This window comes from Paenibacillus sp. J22P59 (assembly GCF_059383895.1).
The window spans coordinates 394,171-415,972 of sequence record NZ_JBXENX010000003.1 but is presented as its reverse complement, the minus strand read 5'-3'; the positions used below and the strand labels follow the sequence as shown (position 1 = coordinate 415,972).

Annotated in this window: 24 protein-coding genes; 11 read left to right on the top strand and 13 right to left on the bottom strand. The window is 48.1% G+C overall.

All coding sequences use genetic code 11. From position 1 onward, the window contains the following. Nucleotides 1-7: 7 nt before the first annotated feature. Together AC50YO_RS07265 and AC50YO_RS07260 are read left to right on the top strand one after the other, a co-directional pair. On the top strand, nucleotides 8-706 hold the full coding sequence (locus AC50YO_RS07265) for a pirin family protein (protein ID WP_494845114.1): 699 nt from the start codon (nucleotides 8-10) through the stop codon (nucleotides 704-706). 13 nt (nucleotides 707-719) lie between these two features. Beyond that, nucleotides 720-1,046: a hypothetical protein gene (locus AC50YO_RS07260; protein WP_494845110.1), complete on the top strand. Its 327-nt coding sequence runs from the start codon at nucleotides 720-722 to the stop codon at nucleotides 1,044-1,046. Between the two features lie 159 nt (nucleotides 1,047-1,205). On the opposite strand, the gene wrbA is transcribed toward AC50YO_RS07260, so the two are convergent. Further along, a complete protein-coding gene (wrbA, locus tag AC50YO_RS07255; protein ID WP_494845106.1) occupies nucleotides 1,206-1,817 on the bottom strand; it encodes an NAD(P)H:quinone oxidoreductase in 612 nt (203 codons plus the stop codon). A gap of 178 nt (nucleotides 1,818-1,995) precedes the next feature. On the opposite strand from wrbA, the gene AC50YO_RS07250 reads away from it, so the two are divergent. Beyond that, a complete protein-coding gene (locus tag AC50YO_RS07250; protein ID WP_494845102.1) occupies nucleotides 1,996-2,451 on the top strand; it encodes a GNAT family N-acetyltransferase in 456 nt (151 codons plus the stop codon). Nucleotides 2,452-2,537: 86 nt separating this feature from the next. Next, a complete protein-coding gene (locus AC50YO_RS07245) occupies nucleotides 2,538-3,047 on the top strand; it encodes a hypothetical protein (protein WP_494845098.1) in 510 nt (169 codons plus the stop codon). A 57-nt stretch (nucleotides 3,048-3,104) separates the two neighbouring features. Here the strand turns inward: AC50YO_RS07245 and AC50YO_RS07240 are convergent, their stop codons facing one another. The 4 genes from AC50YO_RS07240 to AC50YO_RS07225 form a co-directional block, all read right to left on the bottom strand. Beyond that, entirely contained in the window at nucleotides 3,105-4,685 is a 1,581-nt protein-coding gene (locus AC50YO_RS07240; protein WP_494845327.1) for a SagB family peptide dehydrogenase, read from the bottom strand. Nucleotides 4,686-4,759: 74 nt separating this feature from the next. Then, nucleotides 4,760-6,700, bottom strand: a complete 1,941-nt coding sequence (locus AC50YO_RS07235; RefSeq protein ID WP_494845093.1) for a TOMM precursor leader peptide-binding protein — start codon at nucleotides 6,698-6,700, stop codon at nucleotides 4,760-4,762. Continuing rightward, on the bottom strand, nucleotides 6,697-8,649 hold the full coding sequence (locus AC50YO_RS07230) for a putative thiazole-containing bacteriocin maturation protein (RefSeq protein ID WP_494845090.1): 1,953 nt from the start codon (nucleotides 8,647-8,649) through the stop codon (nucleotides 6,697-6,699). Before AC50YO_RS07230 ends, AC50YO_RS07235 begins: the two co-directional genes overlap by 4 nt. A 175-nt stretch (nucleotides 8,650-8,824) precedes the next feature. After that, nucleotides 8,825-9,016, bottom strand: a complete 192-nt coding sequence (locus tag AC50YO_RS07225) for a hypothetical protein (RefSeq protein WP_494845325.1) — start codon at nucleotides 9,014-9,016, stop codon at nucleotides 8,825-8,827. Nucleotides 9,017-9,406: 390 nt separating this feature from the next. Here AC50YO_RS07225 and AC50YO_RS07220 point away from each other — a divergent pair, with 390 nt between their 5' ends. From AC50YO_RS07220 to AC50YO_RS07200, 5 genes are all read left to right on the top strand, one after another. Next, nucleotides 9,407-9,838, top strand: a complete 432-nt coding sequence (locus AC50YO_RS07220) for a hypothetical protein (protein WP_494845086.1) — start codon at nucleotides 9,407-9,409, stop codon at nucleotides 9,836-9,838. A 22-nt stretch (nucleotides 9,839-9,860) separates the two neighbouring features. Beyond that, a complete protein-coding gene (locus AC50YO_RS07215) occupies nucleotides 9,861-10,190 on the top strand; it encodes an alpha-helical endospore appendage domain-containing protein (RefSeq protein ID WP_494845322.1) in 330 nt (109 codons plus the stop codon). A gap of 14 nt (nucleotides 10,191-10,204) precedes the next feature. Next, on the top strand, nucleotides 10,205-10,924 hold the full coding sequence (locus AC50YO_RS07210) for a hypothetical protein (protein ID WP_494845082.1): 720 nt from the start codon (nucleotides 10,205-10,207) through the stop codon (nucleotides 10,922-10,924). 284 nt (nucleotides 10,925-11,208) lie between these two features. Next, nucleotides 11,209-12,462, top strand: coding sequence for a DNA polymerase IV (locus tag AC50YO_RS07205; RefSeq protein WP_494845079.1), 1,254 nt, complete (start codon nucleotides 11,209-11,211; stop codon nucleotides 12,460-12,462). Then, the gene (locus AC50YO_RS07200; RefSeq protein ID WP_494845075.1) at nucleotides 12,459-12,938 is read left to right on the top strand and encodes a YhjD family protein; all 480 of its coding nucleotides are present in this window, start codon (nucleotides 12,459-12,461) and stop codon (nucleotides 12,936-12,938) included. Before AC50YO_RS07205 ends, AC50YO_RS07200 begins: the two co-directional genes overlap by 4 nt. An 8-nt stretch (nucleotides 12,939-12,946) precedes the next feature. On the opposite strand, the gene AC50YO_RS07195 is transcribed toward AC50YO_RS07200, so the two are convergent. Further along, a complete protein-coding gene (locus AC50YO_RS07195) occupies nucleotides 12,947-14,374 on the bottom strand; it encodes a DUF2515 domain-containing protein (protein ID WP_494845073.1) in 1,428 nt (475 codons plus the stop codon). A gap of 105 nt (nucleotides 14,375-14,479) precedes the next feature. Here AC50YO_RS07195 and AC50YO_RS07190 point away from each other — a divergent pair, with 105 nt between their 5' ends. After that, nucleotides 14,480-15,178 carry an SOS response-associated peptidase gene (locus AC50YO_RS07190; RefSeq protein WP_494845070.1) on the top strand — a complete coding sequence of 233 codons (699 nt, stop codon included), beginning with the start codon at nucleotides 14,480-14,482 and terminating at the stop codon, nucleotides 15,176-15,178. 47 nt (nucleotides 15,179-15,225) lie between these two features. Here AC50YO_RS07190 and AC50YO_RS07185 read toward each other — a convergent pair whose 3' ends face one another. The 5 genes from AC50YO_RS07185 to AC50YO_RS07165 all read right to left on the bottom strand — a co-directional run bounded on the left by AC50YO_RS07185 (nucleotide 15,226) and on the right by AC50YO_RS07165 (nucleotide 20,711). Then, nucleotides 15,226-15,513: a stage VI sporulation protein F gene (locus AC50YO_RS07185; protein WP_494845066.1), complete on the bottom strand. Its 288-nt coding sequence runs from the start codon at nucleotides 15,511-15,513 to the stop codon at nucleotides 15,226-15,228. A 73-nt stretch (nucleotides 15,514-15,586) separates the two neighbouring features. Further along, complete coding sequence (gene recG, locus AC50YO_RS07180) at nucleotides 15,587-17,638, bottom strand: ATP-dependent DNA helicase RecG (protein ID WP_494845320.1); 2,052 nt, start codon at nucleotides 17,636-17,638, stop codon at nucleotides 15,587-15,589. A gap of 11 nt (nucleotides 17,639-17,649) precedes the next feature. Beyond that, nucleotides 17,650-18,504, bottom strand: coding sequence for a DegV family protein (locus AC50YO_RS07175; protein WP_494845060.1), 855 nt, complete (start codon nucleotides 18,502-18,504; stop codon nucleotides 17,650-17,652). A 38-nt stretch (nucleotides 18,505-18,542) separates the two neighbouring features. Next, nucleotides 18,543-20,294, bottom strand: coding sequence for a DAK2 domain-containing protein (locus AC50YO_RS07170; RefSeq protein ID WP_494845318.1), 1,752 nt, complete (start codon nucleotides 20,292-20,294; stop codon nucleotides 18,543-18,545). 57 nt (nucleotides 20,295-20,351) lie between these two features. Then, nucleotides 20,352-20,711, bottom strand: a complete 360-nt coding sequence (locus AC50YO_RS07165) for an Asp23/Gls24 family envelope stress response protein (protein WP_494845055.1) — start codon at nucleotides 20,709-20,711, stop codon at nucleotides 20,352-20,354. Nucleotides 20,712-20,945: 234 nt separating this feature from the next. Between AC50YO_RS07165 and rpmB the strand changes: the two genes are divergently transcribed. After that, a complete protein-coding gene (gene rpmB / locus AC50YO_RS07160; RefSeq protein ID WP_494845049.1) occupies nucleotides 20,946-21,134 on the top strand; it encodes a 50S ribosomal protein L28 in 189 nt (62 codons plus the stop codon). Nucleotides 21,135-21,251: 117 nt separating this feature from the next. Here the strand turns inward: rpmB and spoVM are convergent, their stop codons facing one another. Further along, nucleotides 21,252-21,332: a stage V sporulation protein SpoVM gene (gene spoVM / locus AC50YO_RS07155; protein WP_010345573.1), complete on the bottom strand. Its 81-nt coding sequence runs from the start codon at nucleotides 21,330-21,332 to the stop codon at nucleotides 21,252-21,254. Between the two features lie 167 nt (nucleotides 21,333-21,499). Beyond that, complete coding sequence (locus AC50YO_RS07150) at nucleotides 21,500-21,796, bottom strand: hypothetical protein (RefSeq protein ID WP_494845046.1); 297 nt, start codon at nucleotides 21,794-21,796, stop codon at nucleotides 21,500-21,502. Between the last annotated feature and the right edge of the window lie 6 nt (nucleotides 21,797-21,802).

Genomic DNA, 21,802 nt, shown 5'->3' with positions numbered 1-21,802 from the left:
AATTATTATGATACAAGTCTATCCCGCAGATTCCAGGTACTCCGTTGATCATGGCTGGATTCGCAGCCGACCAAGCTTCTCCTTCGGAGAATATCAGGATGACGCCAATAGAAGCTTCGGAGTCATGCGTGTCTGTAACGACGATTATCTTGCAGCCAGTCATGGCCTCGGTGCCCATCCCCACAGCGATATGGAGATCGTCTCCATTGTTCTGGAAGGCCAAATTCGCCATGAAGACAATCTGGGCAATGTCGAGGTTACTTCCTACGGGCAGGTTCAACGAATGACTACGGGGACGGGAATTATTCATGCGGAGTACAATGCCTCTAAGACCGACGACCTCTCCCTTCTTCAATTGTGGTTCATGCCAAGGGAAAAAGGGCTTACTCCCTCTTACGAAACAAGCAGCTATAATACAGAGAGCATGGTTAATGCGCTGCTTCCAGTCGTCTCTCACCGTTCTTCCGAACAGGTAGCTCTTATTCAGCAAGACATGATGATTTATTTGAGCAAGCTAGACAAAGGACAAGAGCTATCCTTCACACAAGAGGAGGGCCGCCGTATTTTCCTATTCCTAATTGAAGGCGAGCTCACTGCGAACGAGACAACCCTTAACCAAAGAGATACCGCCAGAATCGAAGCTGTATCCGAGCTTACACTTGTTGCACAAGAATCAGCATTCTTCATGCTAATTGATCTGCCCTAAGGAGGAAGAACCGATGAAAGAAATATTTATCGTCAAGCATTCGGTAGGCGGCAAAATTTTTATTGATACAGGTAAGCAGATGATAGATTACAAATTTGAGCAAATAAAGGACCACTGGACCTTTACCATTTCAACCCCTAGGAATGAATCAATCGAAGAGCTTCTCCTATGGAAGCATGAGCTGAATGTTTTTATTTTTCATGAATTTGATGATCAGCCAACAACAAAAACATGGTACTACGTCAAAGACGGGCTAGTGAATTACGAGGAAGAGAACCAGCAATTAACCATCCTAGCGGAAGCAAAAATCGAATATGTTCCCGATCAGTTTCTGAACTGATCGAGAACCGCGGTGAACGGAGCCTTTTGCTGTCCCACTATATGTTTAAGCAGTCCAAATAAAAAGGGATGAGCAGCAATAACAGCTGCTCTATCCCTTTTTTATTCGTTGCTTTCGTATAGTAAGGCTATCCTCTCGTTTGGAACAGCCTCTTTCCCCTTATTTCTTTCCTTGCTTCACTAATCCTGCTACGCTCACCGTGCGCTTCGCTTGATGCTTGACAGCCGCTTGAACATCTTCGATCATCTTCCCATCCTGCCCGACAGTCACGCTTGTCCCATACGGATTCCCGCCAGCAGCGAAGGTTACAGGATCGGTATAACCGGGTGCGGCAACAATGGCCCCCCAGTGGTACATCGTGGTATACAAGGACAGTATAGTCGCCTCTTGCCCGCCATGCGGATTTTGCGCCGAGGACATGGCACTGACAACCTTATTGACCAGTTTCCCATTAAACCATAGGCCGCCTGTCGTGTCTAAGAACTGCTTCATTTGAGCTGGCATATTGCCAAAGCGTGTCGGCACGCTGAATATAATAGCATCCGCCCATTCCAGATCCTCTAATTTCACTTCTGGCACATCTTTTGTTGCCTCTACATGTGCTTTCCATCCCGGATTAGAATCAATGGCAGCTTGCGGTGCCGTTTCCGCCACTTTGAATAGCTTTACATCAGCACCTGCTTCTTTCGCACCTTCAGCAGCCCATTGGGACAATTGATAATTCGTTCCTCCAGAACTATAATAAATAATCGCTGTTTTTACGTTAGACATTGTTGTCATCTCCTTTTCCGATCACATGTCAATCTATAGTTATGCCTGCCGGTGTCCATCTCATCCAGCAACAAGCTGATACGTATTTCAATACCCTTTTCACTCCTGCATGAAACCCGAACAGTCATGAAAAACTAACAGCTATTACTACACAAATGAACGGAAAAGAGGAATAGGAATGAGCCTTCATCTTAGTGAAGCAAACGCCGATAATTGGCGCTCCATTGCTGCTTTATCCGTCTCGGAGCAGCAGCAGCAGTTTATAGAAAGCAATGCTTTTTCCTTAGCGGAATGCTTATTCGAGCACAATGCCATATCCCTTGGATTATATGACGGGCATACTCTAGTCGGCTATGCCATGTACGGATGGCCTGATTCTATCCGTAGAACCGCTTGGCTAGACCGCTTCATGATTGATTATCGCTTTCAAGGAAAGGGCTATGCCAAGCGTTTTCTCCCTCTCCTCATTTCATATATTCAGCAGCAATATGATTGCAACACCCTTTATTTGAGCCTCCATCCTGACAATAGCGGTGCTCAGAAATTATATGAGCAGTTTGGCTTTCGCTTAAATGGGGACATTGACGATGAAGGTCCAGTCGTTGGAGTGGTAATGGAATTGCAGCTTCGTTAACCAAAGATTGCAGCCCATTTTATAGGGATATGTGCCCTTTTTTCATTCAAAGCATATTGTAGAGTATGTTAAAAAGGAGGCACATCATGACCTACAATCAATCTTATATGCCACAATCGGCTGTTATGCCCGAGTATTACCAACAAATACAGCAAACCAGCCCAAATCAAGAACATGAAAATTCAAAGCCTACAACGGTGAATGAGCAGCCGTCTGCTCATCCCGCTTATCATTGCTGTGTGGACTTTAGTCAAATGCACCATCACTTTCCTCATCATATGCACGACTTTCATCACATGCATGATTACTTTCCGATGCATGACTTCCACCACATGCATTACTACCATCCGATGATGGATAGCTTCCATCCGATGATGCATGACATGTGGGATGATCATATGTACTACGATCACCCGCATCATCACCATGGATGGGAGTTCGCAACACTGGATTATCACCATGCTTGGTTTCATCCGATAATGCACCATATGCATCATCATCCACATCATCACCCGCACCATTTCTGCTTCCCGGTCACATGCCATCCAACTGGTGAATTGCATAAGAAGGCATCCGCTGAACAGACTTCAGATTAAAAGGATAAAGGGCAGATTGAATGGAATCATTCAATCTGCCCTTTATCTTAAACGCAATTATTGCACTAAGCTTCCCTCTAGCCGTGGACGGCTCCGACATGGGCCGATGGGGATTTGAATTAGACTTGTGTGTCCGCGCGGCGCCAAGTCATACAGCTCATCCATGGAACTAACGTCAAATCCCAGCAGCGGACGTCCTTTCATTCCGGATGCGCCAGCAGCAAGCAGCAAGCGCTGAATCAGCATGCCCGTCTCCATTTGTTGAATCCGATAGCCCCGATAACCAAGCTCGTCATGTAGATGTCCCCGATCACCCGCTACATGAAAGTTCAGCGGCACCTGGAATAAATTCACGTTATCCAATGACAACCCGTACTGAAGCCATGGCCTCTGATCGCCGGCCCGAGCAAGCTGCAATGCATGCGCCGCAGCATCATAATAATAGGCGCCATTATGAATTCCTTCAACGCCATAAAAGCAGCCATATAGCTTTACGCGAGGCACTAGGCTCTGTATCGAACCATCTAGATCATTTCGATAAGAATAAGAATCCATAATCTCTTGCAGCAGTGCCGCTACCTCCGACTGACTCACTGCTTCCAGCACAAATTCATTTTCTGGCGAGTAACGCTGTCTGCATACCTCTGCTAAATCATAGGCCAGTCTATTTACTTGAGGCAAATAATGATTCTGATATGGATAAGCCAATCCTTGCTCCCTTTTCAGATATTTAAATAAATGAGCGGAATCCATTAGGGAGGCTTCATTCAGCTTAGTCAGCATCGGATAGTCCGACACTTTTTTCGAACGCATATAAAGCTCGTGCTTAATCATCGGAAGCTGACTGCATAATTGTACGGATGACATCCGATTGTTATTGCTAGTATCATGGTGAAACCATTCCATGCTAGCATCTGTTGCCAGCGGAATGACAGCATATACACTTTCCTCTGCCTCTGCCAAGCCCAGCAAATGATTGATAGCACGGTCAAGATATTGAAAGTACACGCCCGTCTCAAAGTCAAAGCACTTCGCAACCTCAAGCAACTGTCCTATTAACAAGCCTGCGTCCAGTCCCTGCAAACGATATGAGAAATTATTATATTTATAAAAGTTTTTCCAAAACAACGTCGATACAAAAGCAACTGCGAAGCAGCCTGCTACGTTGCAGCGATTGCCCAAGGCCTTGCCTACATAAGAATCAAATTGACCTTCACGCAATAAAACCAAACGATGATGAGCCGCATCATAATGATAAATGCCGTCAGGCAATTCCTCCAGCTTCAAATACATATAAATTTCACTCGGATACAGCCCTCCGCCTGAAGGAACAAACCTTCTGCAAAGCTGTACGGAGCTTTCCCATGCCTCTCCCGTATTGCTCGCAATAGCAGCTTGACTCAGCTGTGACAGACCAAAGGTGTACCATAAAAAATGCCCGATGTCCCGAAGTGTCGGCTTCCCTTGCTCCCGTTTGCCCGTTAGCTTTAGCGGAACATCGGAAGCGAGAGGGAAGGCTTGCAGATGACGATATAGCTTATATGGCAGAGGCGCGTTCTCCCAATCTACTTCCACGTCTTGCGGTTTAGCTTTGTCAGGCTCGTATTGCAGCTGGTGCAAAAATGCCTTCAGACTCATTTCCTTCAGACGCATTGGTCCCTCCTCCTAAGTCTCCACCACATGAAAAAGCAACCTGTACGAGAGCCCATGACTTATGGAAACGGATGCGGATAACCATTGAGTTGTTCTTGCTTAAGCGGCTCCTTCACGTAGCCCAGCTCTGCTGGTATCCGCAGCACTCGCTCTAGGCCCGTCAAGCGGACAAGGTGTTGGCCGAATGTCATAGGAAGCATGCCGGGAATGAGCACCTTCACACAATGAAGCCCATTTCTCAGCGTTTCTGGCGTTGTTTGATTAACAACGATTACCTCCAAATTCAGCTCTCTGAACGTTTGGAGCAACATCTGTAATTCATCCGTTAAATCGGCATGCGGCGTTCTCGATTTAAAAGCTTCTTTAAATGAGAGAGCTGGCCGACCATTATGAAGCAGGAAATTCAGCCTTTCTTCTGCTTCCTTCAAGCCGTACAGCATGGAGTGATCCTCCATTTGCCGCACGAGAAAAGGATCATGAAGCATTTGCTCATAGAGGTCGCGGTTCGCCTCCAGCTTTTCGTTAAACCCAAGCAGCATGCCCGCAATCTCATGAATGGCCCCTTTTGCCGCCCTCACAGGATCAAGATGCGCCCCCGCAGCGCAAATCATATTGATGCCCTGATCCATTCTATTTTTGGCAAGCACCCACACGCTAGGAATGCCGTGCTCCATCGTCGAAGCGAATACATGCACCTCATAGCCAAGCACATCACGCAATCGCTCCACCATTAAATTCATTTCCAAATCACCTGAGGAATACGGATCTATAGGAACAAGCGGCAGCTGGGCGTACCACGTCATAAGAAAAGAATCCCGTTCTACAACCTCCAATATGCCGTAAAATATGGCTTCCTCCAGGCTTCCTCCCAAAGCACATCCATTGGAGGTTTCATATACAAAGCCGTGACCGCAGCCGGAGCTGTAATAAGCGAGCAGCTCTGGCACGAGGATAGGCCTCTCCTGCAAGAACGAATATCCCCACACCCAATCGATTTCCCTGCTTGGATCAAATGGTTGGAACGGAAAGCCCGGCTGTTCATACTGCGCCTTGTCATGTATGCCTACGCGAGAAGGGTCTAGCGCCAGCTCTGTCAAATGGGCGAAACTGTCATGAACCGCTGTCCGCTTTCCCCGCGGCGATATGCCGCAATAACGTTCCAGCCCCTCCAAGATCGCTGTCATTTCGCTGTCGGCAAAGGAATGGGTACGCCCTGCGCAACCTTCATCTCCTGAGAACATCGGCAGAATGATGCTGGCATCTGCAAATGGCGACACAAGATCAATCATTTTCCCAATCAAGAAACCACTGCGATTATCCAAATAATCATTGGAAAGCGCGGCCTGCAGCTCCACCATCGAACGAGTACGGTAGCTGTTTTCACTAATTTTCGGGCTCGCATGCAGCTTTATTCGCGCAGCTATGGCAGAGTCATCCGGTATTTCCCCGCATATTGTACACAGCGGATCTGGCAAATAAAAATGAGCCGAGCTATTAAGCGTTTGCAAATGCGTCAGCTTCATGTGATTCTCAAGATGAGCAGTGTTTCCGATAAGAAAGTTGTGGACATCTGCCGCAATAAGATGAGCCATATGCCATAGTCCGTTGCGTGAAGACCAGCTATCAGAGAACACTTCTCCATGCATGAACAAGTGCTGCAGCTCCCACATGTCCCTCCGATCATTTCCAGCCATCAAACGACGCAAATCCGCACATTGTGAACAGCCTGCCCTACCGGGGACAACAAGCGGACCAATGACGCCTTCACCAAATGCAACAAATCCGCGCAGCCACGGAATACCGACTTGCTTGAATAGTTCCTCCGCTATCAGATGGGAAGCTGAATCGCAGCCGTCGCTAAGGACGAGCGCAAGATCAGCCTTGGCTGGCAGCCCGGAAGCCATTCCCTGCACCCTTACAAGCTCGCAGCTTGCAGACAATATATCATTTACGCAGTCCGCAAGCTGACCTGTGCCGATAACCGCCACAATCGCGCTCATTCCTCAGCCTCCTCTCGAAGCGAAATGCCATATACTCCCGCCAGCCCTTGTTTCAGAAAAGGCTCGGAGGTTACGTCAAATACGAGCAGCCGCTTATGGATGCCATTCAATTGCTGCACAGCAATCCGCCAAACCTCGCGATGCTCGAATGGATCGCAAGCAGGGATCGGAATATCGTCCATTGCAGATTCTTTTACATTTACATACAATGAAGCTGCATCATGTCCCTTCACCGTCAATTGCCTGTTTTGCGCATCAAGCAGGGCTTCCATTAGCACGCTCCGTAGTGCCCGAGTTATATTGAGATCAGCTGCGTCATACCAGCGGTCATTTGCTTGCAGCCACACCGTTGGAAAACCTAATACGCACTCGCCCAGCCCGAACTTAAGCGCTCCTTGCATCGTAGTTAAAGCATTTATATAGTACCGGCATCGTCCATCCTCTACATGACTCAGCTTCACCAGCGTGATAGACGGTGTGTGAGCCTCGTATCGTTTTGACCGTACATCCATTAAATACTTTTGCAAAGCGCGGCAGACACCCTCTTCGAACGTCTCACCGGCACCTACGCTTATAATCTCACCGAATGCCTGAACGTCAGCTCTGCCAAATTCCTCACTCCCCCGATTGGTTTGCACATTCACGATGCGTGACACATAAGCTTCGATTCCGATAAGGCCCGCTTCCCTTCGTGCCTCTTCATGCGTATAGCCATTGCATATCCTGTCAGGAAGAAGCCGCGCAGGACCAACTGACAGGGGATCAACAGACTGAATGCGGCACTGCGACAGTGGAAGCTGGCGCAGTTCTCCCTCCTCCCAGATATGGAAGATACCTGTTGCCATTGAGGTTAGCTGACTGAAGAAAGGCAGCAATTCACTTGGAGCCCCTTTCTCTGAATCCGTTCCTGCTTGCCAATCAACCTTTTCCATCTTCTCCATGAATCGTTGATTATCCACTAACGGATGGGGAAGAAACGAATGCCACTGCCCTTCTAGCGTCTCTAAATTAAGCAGAAACAGCTTATTATTTTTATCTGGTGTTGTTACTTCTGCTGCTGTTTTCAACCATTCGAAGGCGATGACGTTAGCGAGCAGCGATTCTGCAATAGGTGAAGCAGTGTGAACCTCTGAATCCTTATAGATCGCAGAATGATGGACTCTGCGCCATACAGATTCCCAATCCCCCTCCGAACTGGAATAGGACAGCGGAGCCGCGAGACCAGCCTGCCCAAAAATAACAGCCGGCAGCAGTGCCTTGTTTTTGTGACGGCAGATTTCATTAAGCAATCTTAGCTCAGGCTCTCCTCCCTGCTCCGATACGAATAATACCGCAGCATATGGCTCGACAATCGAAGACCAATCAGCTTCCCCCTCCTTCGGCAAGCTGATCTCGTCCACCCTGACCTCCGAATCCAACGTGCGATAATGCTGCTCCAGCTCCAATATCCGCTCTTGATTCGCCTTTTCCGAGTGCAGGCTTAGCCAGTGGAATTGCGGCAAACCAGACTCGAGCAATGATTTGACAAGTGAAACCAAAAAAGTGCCAGCTCCAATAACAAGCACGCTGGACTGACGATATAATTGGAAACGGTATGCGCCTGACCCTTCCAAGCTGTCCAAAAACGCGATTTGAGAATCATATCTCTTAACAATGCTCTCTTGCAGCTGATGGGGACGATCCTGGCTTACATCTTGGACATAACCGTTCGCATACAATACCTTTGCAATCTCATAGACATGATTAAGATATTGTTCCGTCAAGCCGTCGGTCAAATCATGCATCGTATGCTCACCATTAAATACAGGCATTAATTTTTCAATCCATTGCGCAATCGTACTGCCTTCCATTCGAAATGAACCAATATTGTTGCGGAAATAAACGCTTCCGTCTGAGCTCGGGAGAAAAAAAGTATCTCCTCTCACTTTAAGGCGCGTAGAAGGATCCAAATTTCATTCCTCCTTATTATGAAATTCAACTTTCTTGTCGTAACTTGCGTTCCTCTACAAAGGTATGTACGTCTATTTGTCCGTCATGCCAGCATATGCATAGAAAGACACCCCAGCATCCCACACGGTTTGCAGAAGTGTCTTTCGCTTTTATTGATAGGCTATAGCTAGCTTTTTAACGGCAACGGGCACAGCCAGCGCAGCGTGCGCAACCGGCGCAGCGGGCACAGCCTCCACATCTCGCGCAGCCGCCGCAGCCCCCACAGCCGCCGCATGAACAAAACCCGATACAAAATCCGATACAAAATCCAATACAAAGGCGAGCATTATTAGGGTCCACTGGGCCTTGACCCGCATTCGGCGTCATGCCGCTCGCTTTAAACGCATCCATATTGAGATTTTGAAGATCATTTTTAAATTCATTCATCGTAGTATCCTCCGTTATATGTTCATGTGATGATCATCGGCACTCTTCAAAAATGAAAAGGAGAACAGCCCAAACTGGCTCTATGCCGATAAAAGTTCATGCCATATACGTATGAGAAAAGCTCCGCTAGTGTTACTAATCCATTCACCCATTAATTTTGGAATAAAGGACAATATTCCTTAGTATCCTTGGGTATACAGCAAAAGGAGGTGTGCGGCTTGTATGCTTGCATGATAGGCAGCTTTCGGTCTCCATTAAAAAAGAACCGTATGTAATGCCTTAATGCAGCATATCTTGTAAAAAGCTTAAATCAAGGAAGAAGTGATTATTTTGACGATGGATCAAAAGCGGGCTCTTGCTGATGCACAACGATTGCGAGCAAATTTTCTCAGCTCTGTCATGCCAAATTTGCTTCAAACGATTCAAGCCGATACCCGAGACATTCATAGTCAATGTAATACGCTTAAACCTGTCCTCCCCTCGACTGTGACAAGCCCGGATTCCTGCGAAGAGACGACCAATACTTCTCTATCGGAAGCGGAACAGGGCGCTATACAATTAACTATTGCTGTACAGCCAGAGCTGCTTGGTTTACTGGATGAGCTTATTCACATGAATTTGGCTGTAGATCGAGAGAGCGCTGCTCAGGTCATGCTCCAATTGGGCAGCAAAATGAGTAAAGAAGTCATCCACGCTCACTTCGATTTAAGAGAGAAGCTACAGGAGATACGAGACCATCTTTACAGTGAAATAAAAGCCTAGATAGGAGCGATGAACCTTGAGTATGCCTAATCTCCCACATATCAGACCCGACATTCACCTCAAAAGACATGATGTGCTGAACCTTCTTTTATCTTCAATCGCATTAGAAGAAATGGGCTTGTCCCACATTATTAATGCTGAAGGAGAAAAACTGCAAAAGATCATTCAATCAGAGGACAGCAGCTTAAAAGACCTGTTGGAAATCAATGAAAGTGTAGAGCGTATGATGCGTATCGTTATTAAGAATCAGATGCTTTTGCAGTTCAAAATAGAGGATGTCATTAAGCTGGAAAAAACCTCCTACAACGAAGATATGATCGACGATATTCTCGACAATATTCACGAAGAGTAAGTGAGGTAGTCGATATGAACCTCCAATCATCCGGTAGCCCGGAATGGTCTACAATTGTTATTTGGATAACAAAAGAGGAGCTATCCTTGTCCAGGCTGATGCTATTCCGCATCCGTGCAACCGGCAACACCATGGACCAGGATGCTTCTTCTTCTTTGAAATCTATGGTGAAGACGTTAGCATACGGCCTCATGTCACAGAGGCTTGTATTTGATCGTCTCACCATAATTTCAGACAACTTTGTTATTCAAAGCAATGAAATAGATGCCATTATTCTGGAGTCTATCGCGATCTTTCACCAAGTTATAACCGAATTCCTGACAGTAACAGATACGCATATGAGAACATTTCATTCAATTAATAATAATTGCCAATTGTTGTTGACAGAGCTTCTGGGTACAGCATGGGCACTGCTCGAAAGCTACGATACCGTTAGATTCCGCTATGCAGCCATGTGCATGCATGCTGAAACGTCAAAGCTAATAAGCAGCTCTGAACCAGCATGGCTCGGACTGCTAATCTCTTCTATTAATCTTTGCCATCAAATACTTCTCAGACATGCAGCTTCCTCGTTGGAGGCTTTTTCCTACATTCATAAGATTAGAAGCTTTGTTCAAAACGCTACACTTGAATCCCGCCGATTCCCACTGGCGTCTGACACCGAAGAAAGCAAGGGGCGGATGACAGCCCAAATCAATAACTCACGTACAAAGCCTTCTATATTCATGAAATAAACAAGCCCTTTAATGAACCCCAGCATTAGCCCCCTTCTCCTACCTTACTTGCGAATAACGTTCATCCCCTTCTGCCCTTCATGAAAAACATTCCCCCTTGAATTCATATCCCGCCTCTTCCCATCTCTGCATCTGCATCCCTGCAGCTCCAATCCTAAGAAGCCTCGTTCCTTCCTCTTGCCCGCAACCACTGTCTAAAATTACCTCCCTTCATTTCTTGCATAGAGAACATACATTCGGTATATAATATGAATACGAACATACTTTCGCATCGAGGTGGGAACATGGAGCGTGTGATTATGCTCATTGACTGTCAATCCTTCTATGCTTCTGTCGAGAAAGCGGCTCATCCCGAGTATCGGGATAGACCAGTTGCTGTGGGAGACCCTGAAAGGCGAAATGGCATTGTGCTTGCCGCATGCCCAATTGCGAAGTCTCGCGGTGTGACGACAGCATCACGAGTCGGCGAGGCGCTCGCAAGATGCCCAGAGCTGGTTGTTATCCGGCCCAGAATGCATACCTATATTCAAGTGTCGCTCTTAATTACTCAAATCTTTGAATCTTATACCGATCTAGTCGAGCCTTACAGCATTGATGAGCAGTTTCTGGATGTGACAGGCTCACTCACTTATTTCGGATCTCCTCAGCAAATGGCTGCAAAGATTCAGAACCATATTCTTCTATCCACAGGCGTCTGGACGAGAGTAGGTATTGGTCCTACCAAGATTCTCGCCAAGATGGCGACTGATAACTATGCCAAGCAAATGCCGGAAGGCATATTTGAGCTTTCCTTTGACAAGCTGGAGTCAACGCTATGGACACTTCCTGTACATCATATGTTCATGGTGGCTTCCGCTATGACCCGCCATTTCACTCGAATGGGACTGTTCTGTATTGGCGATATTGCCCGCATGGATCTCGGTGAGTTTAAGCGGCGGATGCGGCGTGAGATGGGCAAGCAAAGTGATATACAGGCCGGGTATTACTGGCAGACTGCGCGGGGGATTGATCCGAGCCCTGTTGTGGCTGGCATACGGCATCAGCTCAAATCAGTCAGTCATGGCAAAGCGCTGCGCTGGAATTTGTACCGCAGGCTTCAAGATATCGAGATCGTCCTGCTTGAGCTGGTCGTGGAGGTGTGTCAGCGTACTAGAAAACATCATTATATGGGGTCCGTCGTTTCGGTCTCTGCCGTGGAGACAGACGGCGAGCGTTCATCGGGGTTTAGCCGGCAGACAACGCTGCTACAGCCGACCTCCCTAACCCATGAAGTTGCCGACGCTGCACATAAGCTGTTCACCAAGCATTGGAATGGGCTGCCGCTCAGTAACCTGAGTGTTTCCTTGTCCCAATTAACGGACGATAGCATTATTCAACTCACCCTTTTCGATGATCGTTCCCTCGCTTATCAGAAAGAGCGTGTGATTGATGGAATCAAGAATCGGTACGGGAGCCACGCCATTATACGAGCCTCTTCGCTAATGAACGCCGGCGTAGCACTGGAAAGAGCCGAACAAATTGGAGGGCACTACAAATGAGCAAGCTTGATGGCAATGAACGCTGGAAGTCCAAAATGCTATTAACCGAACATGCTGAGCAGTACGAAGAGCAGCATCATCCCCAAGAGAGCAAGATTATTACTACCGAAGAACGCAGAATGATACGTGACTATATTTTACTGCCGTATATGGAAACGATGGTTCAGAAAAGCATAGTTGACGTTGAATATTCAACCAACATTCTCAAACGACTATATCTTCTGGCCGGTCAGAAGATTCTGGAGCAGATCGTGAAGGACCTGTACAAATTAAGGCGCGAGCTTAAAAAAAGAAATATCCGAATTACGCTCGAGGAGCAATCCGAGCTGATTGTCTATCATCGTTATCATTGCCGGGGATACGAGGAGCGATTCGGCATGACCCGCGATGTCATGCGATCTGAGATAAGCCTGCAGTTGACCAGGTATACGTCACGGCTAGCCCAGCTGCTGAAAGAATTTTCAGGAGAGAAATAAGGAGTAGGTTAGTAGCCTTTCAGCTTCTGGGCAGCGAGTACAGCAAGCTCAATCTTGTTCAGCAGCAGCCCGTATTCATTCGTCATCTCGAAGGAATTGGGAAGCGGCAGCTTGCGAAAGTATGGAGCAACGTCCTCCATATTGCGGAACCAGTCCCCTGGCTCAGATGGAGCGATCGGGCGGTCGGGCCAAGCCTCGCTAAGCTCTGGACTATACACGGCGGAAGCGCCCTTCAGTACACTAACGCCAAGCAGCCGTTCCTTATACAGCATCTGCGGCGGCTCATAACGCACACGATCGAACAGCTGCGGTGAATAATCCGATCGAGAGCCGCTATGCGGAACTTTATTAGCGAAAGCAAGCGCCCCCTGCCAAACCTGTGGCACACCTAGTAGCATCGCATACAGCCGCTTGCCGAATTCAATTCTTTCTGGCAAGCTATCGAAGCTCTCCAGCACCAGCCCGGCTAATCGCATAGTGTCGCCTATGCCGTTGTAAGGAACAATAACCGCATTAAGCTGCAATAAAGCTTGCATGCTGAAAAACAGCTTATCAAGTACCCGCTCTCGGTAATAGCTGTTCTGCACAATTCGCTGCTCAATATAATTCTGCTCGTTCACAATAAGAGCCACCGTAAGAGGCACCGGGTCTCTGCGCTTCCAGAATTGCTCCCATACTGGTCCCATAAAGCGGGAAACGCCGAAGGCCGGAAGCAAATGAAATAAGGAACGCTGCTCGCGCAAACTCCATTCATACAGCAGAAGCTGTGGATAAGCATCCTGAAAAATAAGCGCATTGGCCCGCTCAAGAAACTCGAATACCGCCTCTCGCTCTGCCGAAGGCAGCAAACGCGGTAGCCATTCTCCTTGAAGATCGGTCATATTCCAGCCGCCATTACGGGATACGAGATGGGCAAGCATCGCCCAATGCAGCTCTGTCCGCCGATGGAATATCACCTGATAGGCCGCAGTTCGCGTTACATTGTTCCGATTCAGGCACGCTGTCTCGAAATGAATGCATTCAATTACAGCACGCTCCGATCGGCTCCACTCCGAGCTGTGCAAAGCGCTATAGCCTGTTCGTTTCTTGAAAGCTCCAGCACCCGGTGCCTTCTCTGTCTCTCCAAGCGGGAGCGCTGCTTCAATGGCATAGCGCTTGCCGTATTTAGCAGAAAGCTGTGGCATCGCAGCCATCGGTACAGCCTTGCTGCTCCCAGACAGCGATTCCGCCAGCGAGTCGCCTGAATGCTGCATGCTCAGCTTCGACCATGCTGTCATCAGCTCCTCGCAGCGAAGCGGATCCAGACGCAGAGGTATCCCCTTCGCTGCCATTCGATAAGAGGACAACCATCCCGCGAGCTTGCCTGCCCCATATGACAAAAGAACATTTGGCAGCCAGAATAACCGCATTAGCCACCGCTTATTCCTCCTGTGCATTTGCCTTTCCCCCTTGTTAGCCTAAGCCTGTTCTCTCCAGTATTTGCCCATAGCAAGCCTGTTCATGCATAATAAAAGAGAACAAGTAGGAAAGGCGGGCTTTGCATGTGCGGAAGATATACCATTACCGTATCTCTTGAGGAACTGATGGTTCATTACATGGTGGAAGCAACGAAGGTTCCTTACCATCAACCAAGATACAATGTAGCGCCAGGCCAACAAATACTCACTGTCATTCATGACGGGCAGCATAATCGACTCGGAGAGCTGCAATGGGGTCTTATCCCGCCATGGGCAGATGATCCGAAGATCGGCTACAAGATGCTGAACGCCCGGTCCGAGACAGCTTCAATTAAGCCTGCCTTCCAATTACCGATGCGCCGCAAGCGCTGCCTCATTCCAGCCGATGGCTTCTATGAGTGGAAGACAGCAGGCCAAGTCAAGCAGCCGATGCGGATCGTCAAGAAGGATCGTTCTCTATTCAGTATGGCAGGCCTGTATGAAGCATGGCAGGCACCAGACGGATCGACCATTCATAGCTGTGCCATTCTAACAACCTCGCCAAACGAGCTTATGGCGCCGATTCATGACCGGATGCCGGTTATTCTCCACAAGGAGGATGAATCGCTCTGGCTCGACAGAACGGTACAGGACCCGCATGCCTTGAACAGGCTGCTGCAGCCCTACCCATCTGCCGAGTTGGAGGTCTATCCGGTTGCAGCTGCTGTCGGCAATGTCCGCAACGATACAGCAGCCTGCATAGAGCCAGCAGCAGAAGCTGATGAGCAGCTTGGCCTATGGTAATGCCAGCTTCTCCTCCTTCGGATAAAAAAAAGGCTGACCGATGAAGGTCAGCGAAACATGCCCCATAATTTCAATAAATGAAAGGTATTATTGGGGTCTATTTTTTGTCCGAGCACAAAAGCAATAATCTGGTCCTCCTGCGTATCCGTTAGCTGCTCCTGCAAAATAACAGTCGCCGACTTCACAAGCTTCTTCACCTTCACCCGGTCCTGCAAATCATATTTCGTTACGTTGCCTAGCAGCAGCCTGATCCGGTCTTTAATGACCGGATTTTTCAATTTCACCTTAATACGCTCTACCAGTTGCGGCTTAATGCCGTATTTTTGGTAACTCATTGACTAAGACACCTCCATCCGGCACTCTCGATTCCCATCGTTAAACTATATGCCGGTAAGAAGGAGATATTGCTTAGTCAAGCTGCTCGCCTTGAAAAATTTGATCCTGTAAAAGCACCTTACGCACTCTGGCAAACGACGGATTATCCCAAAAATCTTCCCGTGCAGTCAAGTCGGCCGCATCATCGCGGGCCATCTCCAGCACCTCATAATCAGCCGCCATATCTGCAATCCGGAATTCCGGCAATCCGCTCTGCTTCGTACCGAAGAAATCGCCCGGGCCCCGCAGTTCAAGGTCGCGGCGGGAAACCTCGAAGCCATCATTCGTCTCGGTCATTACCTTCATCCGTTCACGACCCGTCTCTGACTTCGGATCGGCTACAAGTATGCAGAAGGATTGATGCGCTCCCCGTCCAACCCGGCCCCGCAGCTGATGCAGCTGCGACAGGCCGAAGCGCTCTGCATCCATAATAATCATAAGTGTAGCATTAGGCACATCTACACCAACCTCGACGACCGTTGTGGCGACGAGTACATGCGTCTCGTTAGCAGCAAAATCATGCATAACCTCGTCTTTCTCAGAAGAGGATAGACGCCCATGCAGCAAGCCAACCCGTAGATCAGGAAAGGCCTGCTGCATTTGAACGTAGAGATCAATCGCGTTCTGTACATCTATTTTCTCTGATTCTTCGATCAGCGGACAAATAATATACACCTGGCGGCCTTCATTGACTTCCCTGCGAATGAAGCCGAGAACCCGTTCCATCAGATCATGCTTTACCCAATAGGTTTTGATCGGCTTGCGGCCATGCGGACGCTCCCGAATCGTCGATACATCCATATCTCCGAAGGCTGTAATGGCAAGTGTTCGTGGAATAGGGGTTGCCGTCATAGTCAACACATCCGGATTCATTCCTTTGCGCCGCAGCACACTGCGCTGATTGACGCCGAAGCGATGCTGCTCATCCGTCACGACGAGCCCTAAGCTTCGAAAGAATACATCATCCTGGATCAAAGCATGCGTGCCTACCACAATATCAATCATTCCCATTTGAAGCCCCGCCAGCAGATCACGTCGTTTCCTCTCGGATAAGCTGCCTGTTAATAGCCCAACCTCAATACCTGTATCGGCGAACATTTTCTGAAGGGAACGAAGATGCTGCTCGGCAAGAATTTCTGTTGGAACCATCAAAGCCCCCTGATGACCGGCCTTCACTGTACAATAGAGGCCAATTACTGCGACGACCGTTTTGCCTGATCCAACATCCCCCTGCAACAAACGATTCATTGCCGCCGGCTGACGCATGTCCAGCATCATTTCGTTGACGACCTTCTTCTGACCATCTGTGAGCTCAAAGGGCAGCGTTGCAGCAAATTGGCGAATCGTCTCCCCATTCACCTGATGCGAGATGCCATCCCCCCTCTTCCTGTTCAATGCCCGATAGGCTTGGAGCTTCAATTGAAACAAGAACAGCTCCTCATAGACCATACGCCTCCGTGCTTCCTGCCCTTCACGCATATCGTCCGGCTCATGAATTCGCTGTACCGCATCGCGGCGAGGCATAAGTCGATGCTTCTCAACGAGCTCCTGCGGCAATACTTCTTCAATCATCATGCCGAACTGCACAAGTGCTTGCCGAATCGTTTTGCGCATCCATGGCTGTGTAATTCCTCCGCCTACAGAATACACGGGCTGAAGTGTGCCTGACTTCACCGTACCCGACTTGTCAGCAAATTCAGATTCTGACACGGTCAATTGCAGCCTATGCTGCTCCCACTTGCCTGTAAGAATGATTTCCCTGCCAGGAACGAGCTGACTCTGCAAAAATTGGCGATTGAACCATACCGCTGTCACCAGCATATGCTCAACCTCCACTTTACACGTCAGCCGTGATTTGTTCTTGCCGTAACGCTGCAGCACAGGCATGCCGCGAATGGTTCCCTGTACCGTTGCCTTGTCTCCGTCCTTGACATCAGCAAGCTCACGTATACGGTAATCTTCATAGCGATAAGGAAAATAATCCAGCAAATCGGCGACGGTACGAACGCCAAAGGCGTGAAGCTCTTCTTCCTTAGGAGCGCTCACGCCTTTAATTTGCCGGACAGTATATTGATCCAGCGTCATCATCATCTACCTCACGCTCTAAGCATGAACACGCCGCAGGTACCAGGGCCTACATGAGTCCCTATAACCGCACCAATCGTCGTGAATGCCATAGATTGTACATTGAATCGGCTTTTCACCAGCTCGCACAGCTCCATAGCTGTTTCATTGCTAGTTGTCCATGCCAACGCAACATCTACAGGATCACTCCCGAATTCTTGCTCAAGCAGTTCTAGAATACGCTGCATCGCTTTCTTAGTGCCGCGTACTTTATCTACCGAATGAACAATGCCGTCTGCAGTAAGAGATAGAATCGGCTTAATATTAAGAATCGAGCCAATTAACGCAGAGGCTTTGCCAATCCGACCGCCTTTTTGCAAAAACTCAAGCGTGTCCACCAAAAAGTAAAGCCGCATCTCACGTTCCATCCGATCCAGCTCAGTCAGGATTTGTTCCATTGAACGGCCTTCGCGAACCATTCTCGCGGCTGCCACAACACGCATGCCAATTCCATAGCTTGCAGACTTCGTATCGACAATTGCAATATCCGCCTCTTTGTCCAACATGGAACTGCCAATAGTCGCAGCTTGATAGGTTCCGCTCAGCGCCGCTGACAAATGAATAGAAAGAATGGATGCGTCCGGCTCCTCTTGCATAATACGCTCGTAGACCGTCTGGAACTCTACAGGTGATGGCTGCGATGTTGTTGGCATCACAGATGCAGCTGCAAGCTTATTGTAGAACTGCTCAGAATCAATAGTAACGGCGTCCAGGTACGTCTCTTCCCCGAACAGCACCTTCAGCGGAACCATCTCAATGCCAAGTTCCTCTCTGACCTCCAAAGGAATATCTGCCGTACTATCGGTGACAATTCGTATGTTCCCCATTATGTGATCCCTCCCACTAACTTAAACCGTTTCAGTTCCTACTCCACTGCGAATAAATACGGATACAGCGGCTGACCGCCTTGCTGTACCTCAAGCTCCACATTCGGGTACGCTTGCTCAATCCATTCACATAATGCGGATGTTTCTGCTTCTTGTGCATCTTCGCCAGTAAGCACCGTCAACAGGTCTCCTTCAGCTTCCATCATTAGGGCAATAAGCTGACGGCAAGCTTGCTGCAGATCTGGCTGTGCCACGACAATCGCTTTGTCTTTAATGCCGATATAATCGCCTTCGCGAATATCTACGCCATCAATAGAGGTATCTCGAACAGCCTTCGTAACTTGTCCTGACAGCACCTGCTCAGCTGCATTTTTCATCCAAGCGCCGTTGCGCTCCGCGGATTCCTCTTCCTTAAAAGCGAGAATCGCCGCTAATCCTTGTGGAATAGTCTTCGTAGGGATCACGGTCACTTGACGACCGCTAAGCTCAGCCGCCTGCTCGGCAGCTAATATAATGTTGCCGTTATTGGGCAAAAGATAAATATGTTCAGCTGGCAGCGACTCGATCGCTTTAACGAAGTCCTCCGTACTCGGATTCATCGTCTGGCCTCCGGACAATACGATATCTACTTCATTATTGAGAAAAATATTCGTAATTCCTTCTCCAAGCGCTACCGCAATAATTCCGAAAGCTGCCCATTCATGCACTTGTCCGGGAGGAGTAAGATTGACACCTGATCCCGCTAATAGCTCCGCAGACGAAATATCGCTTGTCAACGTATACTCGGCAATCGGGACATCTGCCCCCATCTCCAGCAAGTCACGATGCTGCTCCCGCATATTGAGAATGTGGAAATCCGTCAGCTCGCCGTATGGAAGCGCCAAATTCAGCACATCTCCGGGCCTCCGGGAATGGACATGCACTTTGATGATATCTTCATCGGCAATGACCAGAATAGAGTCGCCGTCTTTCTCCAGTGCTTTCTTGAAAGCGTATTCATCAAAAAACGGCACGGATTTTCCGCCTATTTTGCGATTAATAAAGAATTCCATATCATATAAAAATTCAATAGCATCTGTAGAGAGTCTGGATTGCGCAGATTCACCCGAATTGATGTGCGTACGATAATCTACTACGGGCTGAGCAACAGCCACCTCTTCAGGCGCTGCCGCCTCCGAAGGATAAGCATCGAAGGTTTCTTGAATGGTTCCACTATCCAGCAAGGATTGAACAAAGCCTTCATAAATAAGAACAAGCCCCTGACCACCTGAGTCAACAACGCCCACCTGCTTCAATATAGGCAATAAATCTGGTGTCCGCTGGAGTGCCTCATGCGCCTTCGCATGAACCTCCCGCATCAGTTCTACAATGTCATTCGTTCTGCGCGCGTAATAGACTGCATGCTTGGCAGCCTCTTTGGCAACTGTAAGAATCGTACCCTCTACCGGCTTCACGACGGCTTTGTAGGCCATATCGACACCCTGCTGGAGTGCTGCTGCCACTTGAGCCGTACCGGCCTCTTCGTGAGCTGCAAGAGATTTGGAGAAACCCCGGAACAACTGTGAGAGAATAACTCCTGAGTTGCCTCTGGCCCCCATCAGCAATCCCTTAGACAGCGCTTCAGCAGCTTTGCCCAAATGAGCAGAAGGCTTGCTTCGCAGCTCTCTAACCCCCGATACGATTGTGAGATTCATATTCGTACCGGTGTCTCCATCCGGCACCGGAAACACATTCAGTGCGTTCACCCGATCTACGTTACGTTGTAAATAATCCGCACCGAGCAGTGCCATGGCGGTAAAATCAGATCCGTTAATGGAGCGCTTACTCAACGAAAATTCCCCTTCCTGCTACATTAATACCCTAACATCTTTAACAAATATATGGACTTGCTCCACTTGGAGACCGATCACGTCGTTAAGCACATATTTCACCTTTGATTGGATGTTATGCGCCACTTCGGAAATTTTTGTCCCGTAGCTTACAATGATGTACAAATCGATATGAATTTTTTCATTTTCTCTGCGAACCTCGACACCTCTGGACATATTTTCTCTGCCGAGCAGCTCGGCGATACCATCTTTTAGCTGTTTGCGAGAAGCCATACCGACCAATCCATAACATTCCATGGCTGCAGAGCCTGCGATAACGGCAATACAATCATCGGTTACGTATATTTGACCAAGTTCAGTGCTAAGCTGCAGTGGCATGGAAACACACTCCTTTACTCTATGTATTATGGACTAAGTATCATTGTACTATAAACAGCACCGTTATAGAAGGGCGACTGTTAAAACGATGATATTTATCATAATAAAGGTTATACGTTGCAATCGACATTTAAGTTGCTGATAATGGACAATTGTGATACGATATTCAAGTATGTTTATGTGCAGGCTTACGAAGCAGGCTTTTGCTGCGTAAATCCTTAAGGAGGTGTACTCATGTCCCGCAAATGTTTTCTTACAGGCAAAGCGCCTGGAACAGGCAACCATGTATCCCACGCTAACAATAAGAACCGTCGTTCTTGGGGTGTCAACGTGCAGAAGGTTCGCATCATGGTAGACGGCAAACCGAAACGCGTTTATGTCAGCGCTCGTGCCCTGAAATCCGGCAAAGTTACTCGCGTATAATTCTAACGCACACACATCCATATCGGATCGCTTCCGACGTGGTAGACAAAAAGCACCTGAGCGCTCAGGTGCTTTTTTTTTACGTGCGCACCACGATCAATCGAAAGCGGCTGCAGTCTAGTTTTTTTGGAAGGTATTCAAAATTGCTTTTACGAACCCGCCCAAAAATTTCGGCAGCTTGATCGTGTAAAATTTCATGCCCATCCCTCCTCAGACACGCTCATCAAACCATTGCCTATACCCTTTAACACTTTGAAGTTAACCATGCGAGCTATCCCCTTGCTGTCCCACAAAAAAATGGCTACACGAACCTTCGTTCATGTAACCATCCTATGCGACAAAAAGTTGTCCTATTCCGGATAAGGCTAGGAGCCTGTTAGGGCTTCTGGGTTATTATTAATAAAGATAATGACCTGGGTAATACTCACAACGACAACGAAGAAGATAATCGTAGTAAGTATTAGAATAATGCGAGGAGCCCAGCTTTCATATTTCTTGAAAAAACGTATGATCAGGTAGAGAGCTAGCAAAGAAAAAGCATATTTAATCATCGAAGGGGTCAAAGCGAACCCACAGAGCAGAGCCCCTACAGCCAAAGAATATAGTGCGATCCACATGGACTTCTTCAGGCTGCTGTCTTCACGATCGAACTCCTCTTGCATTGCTGT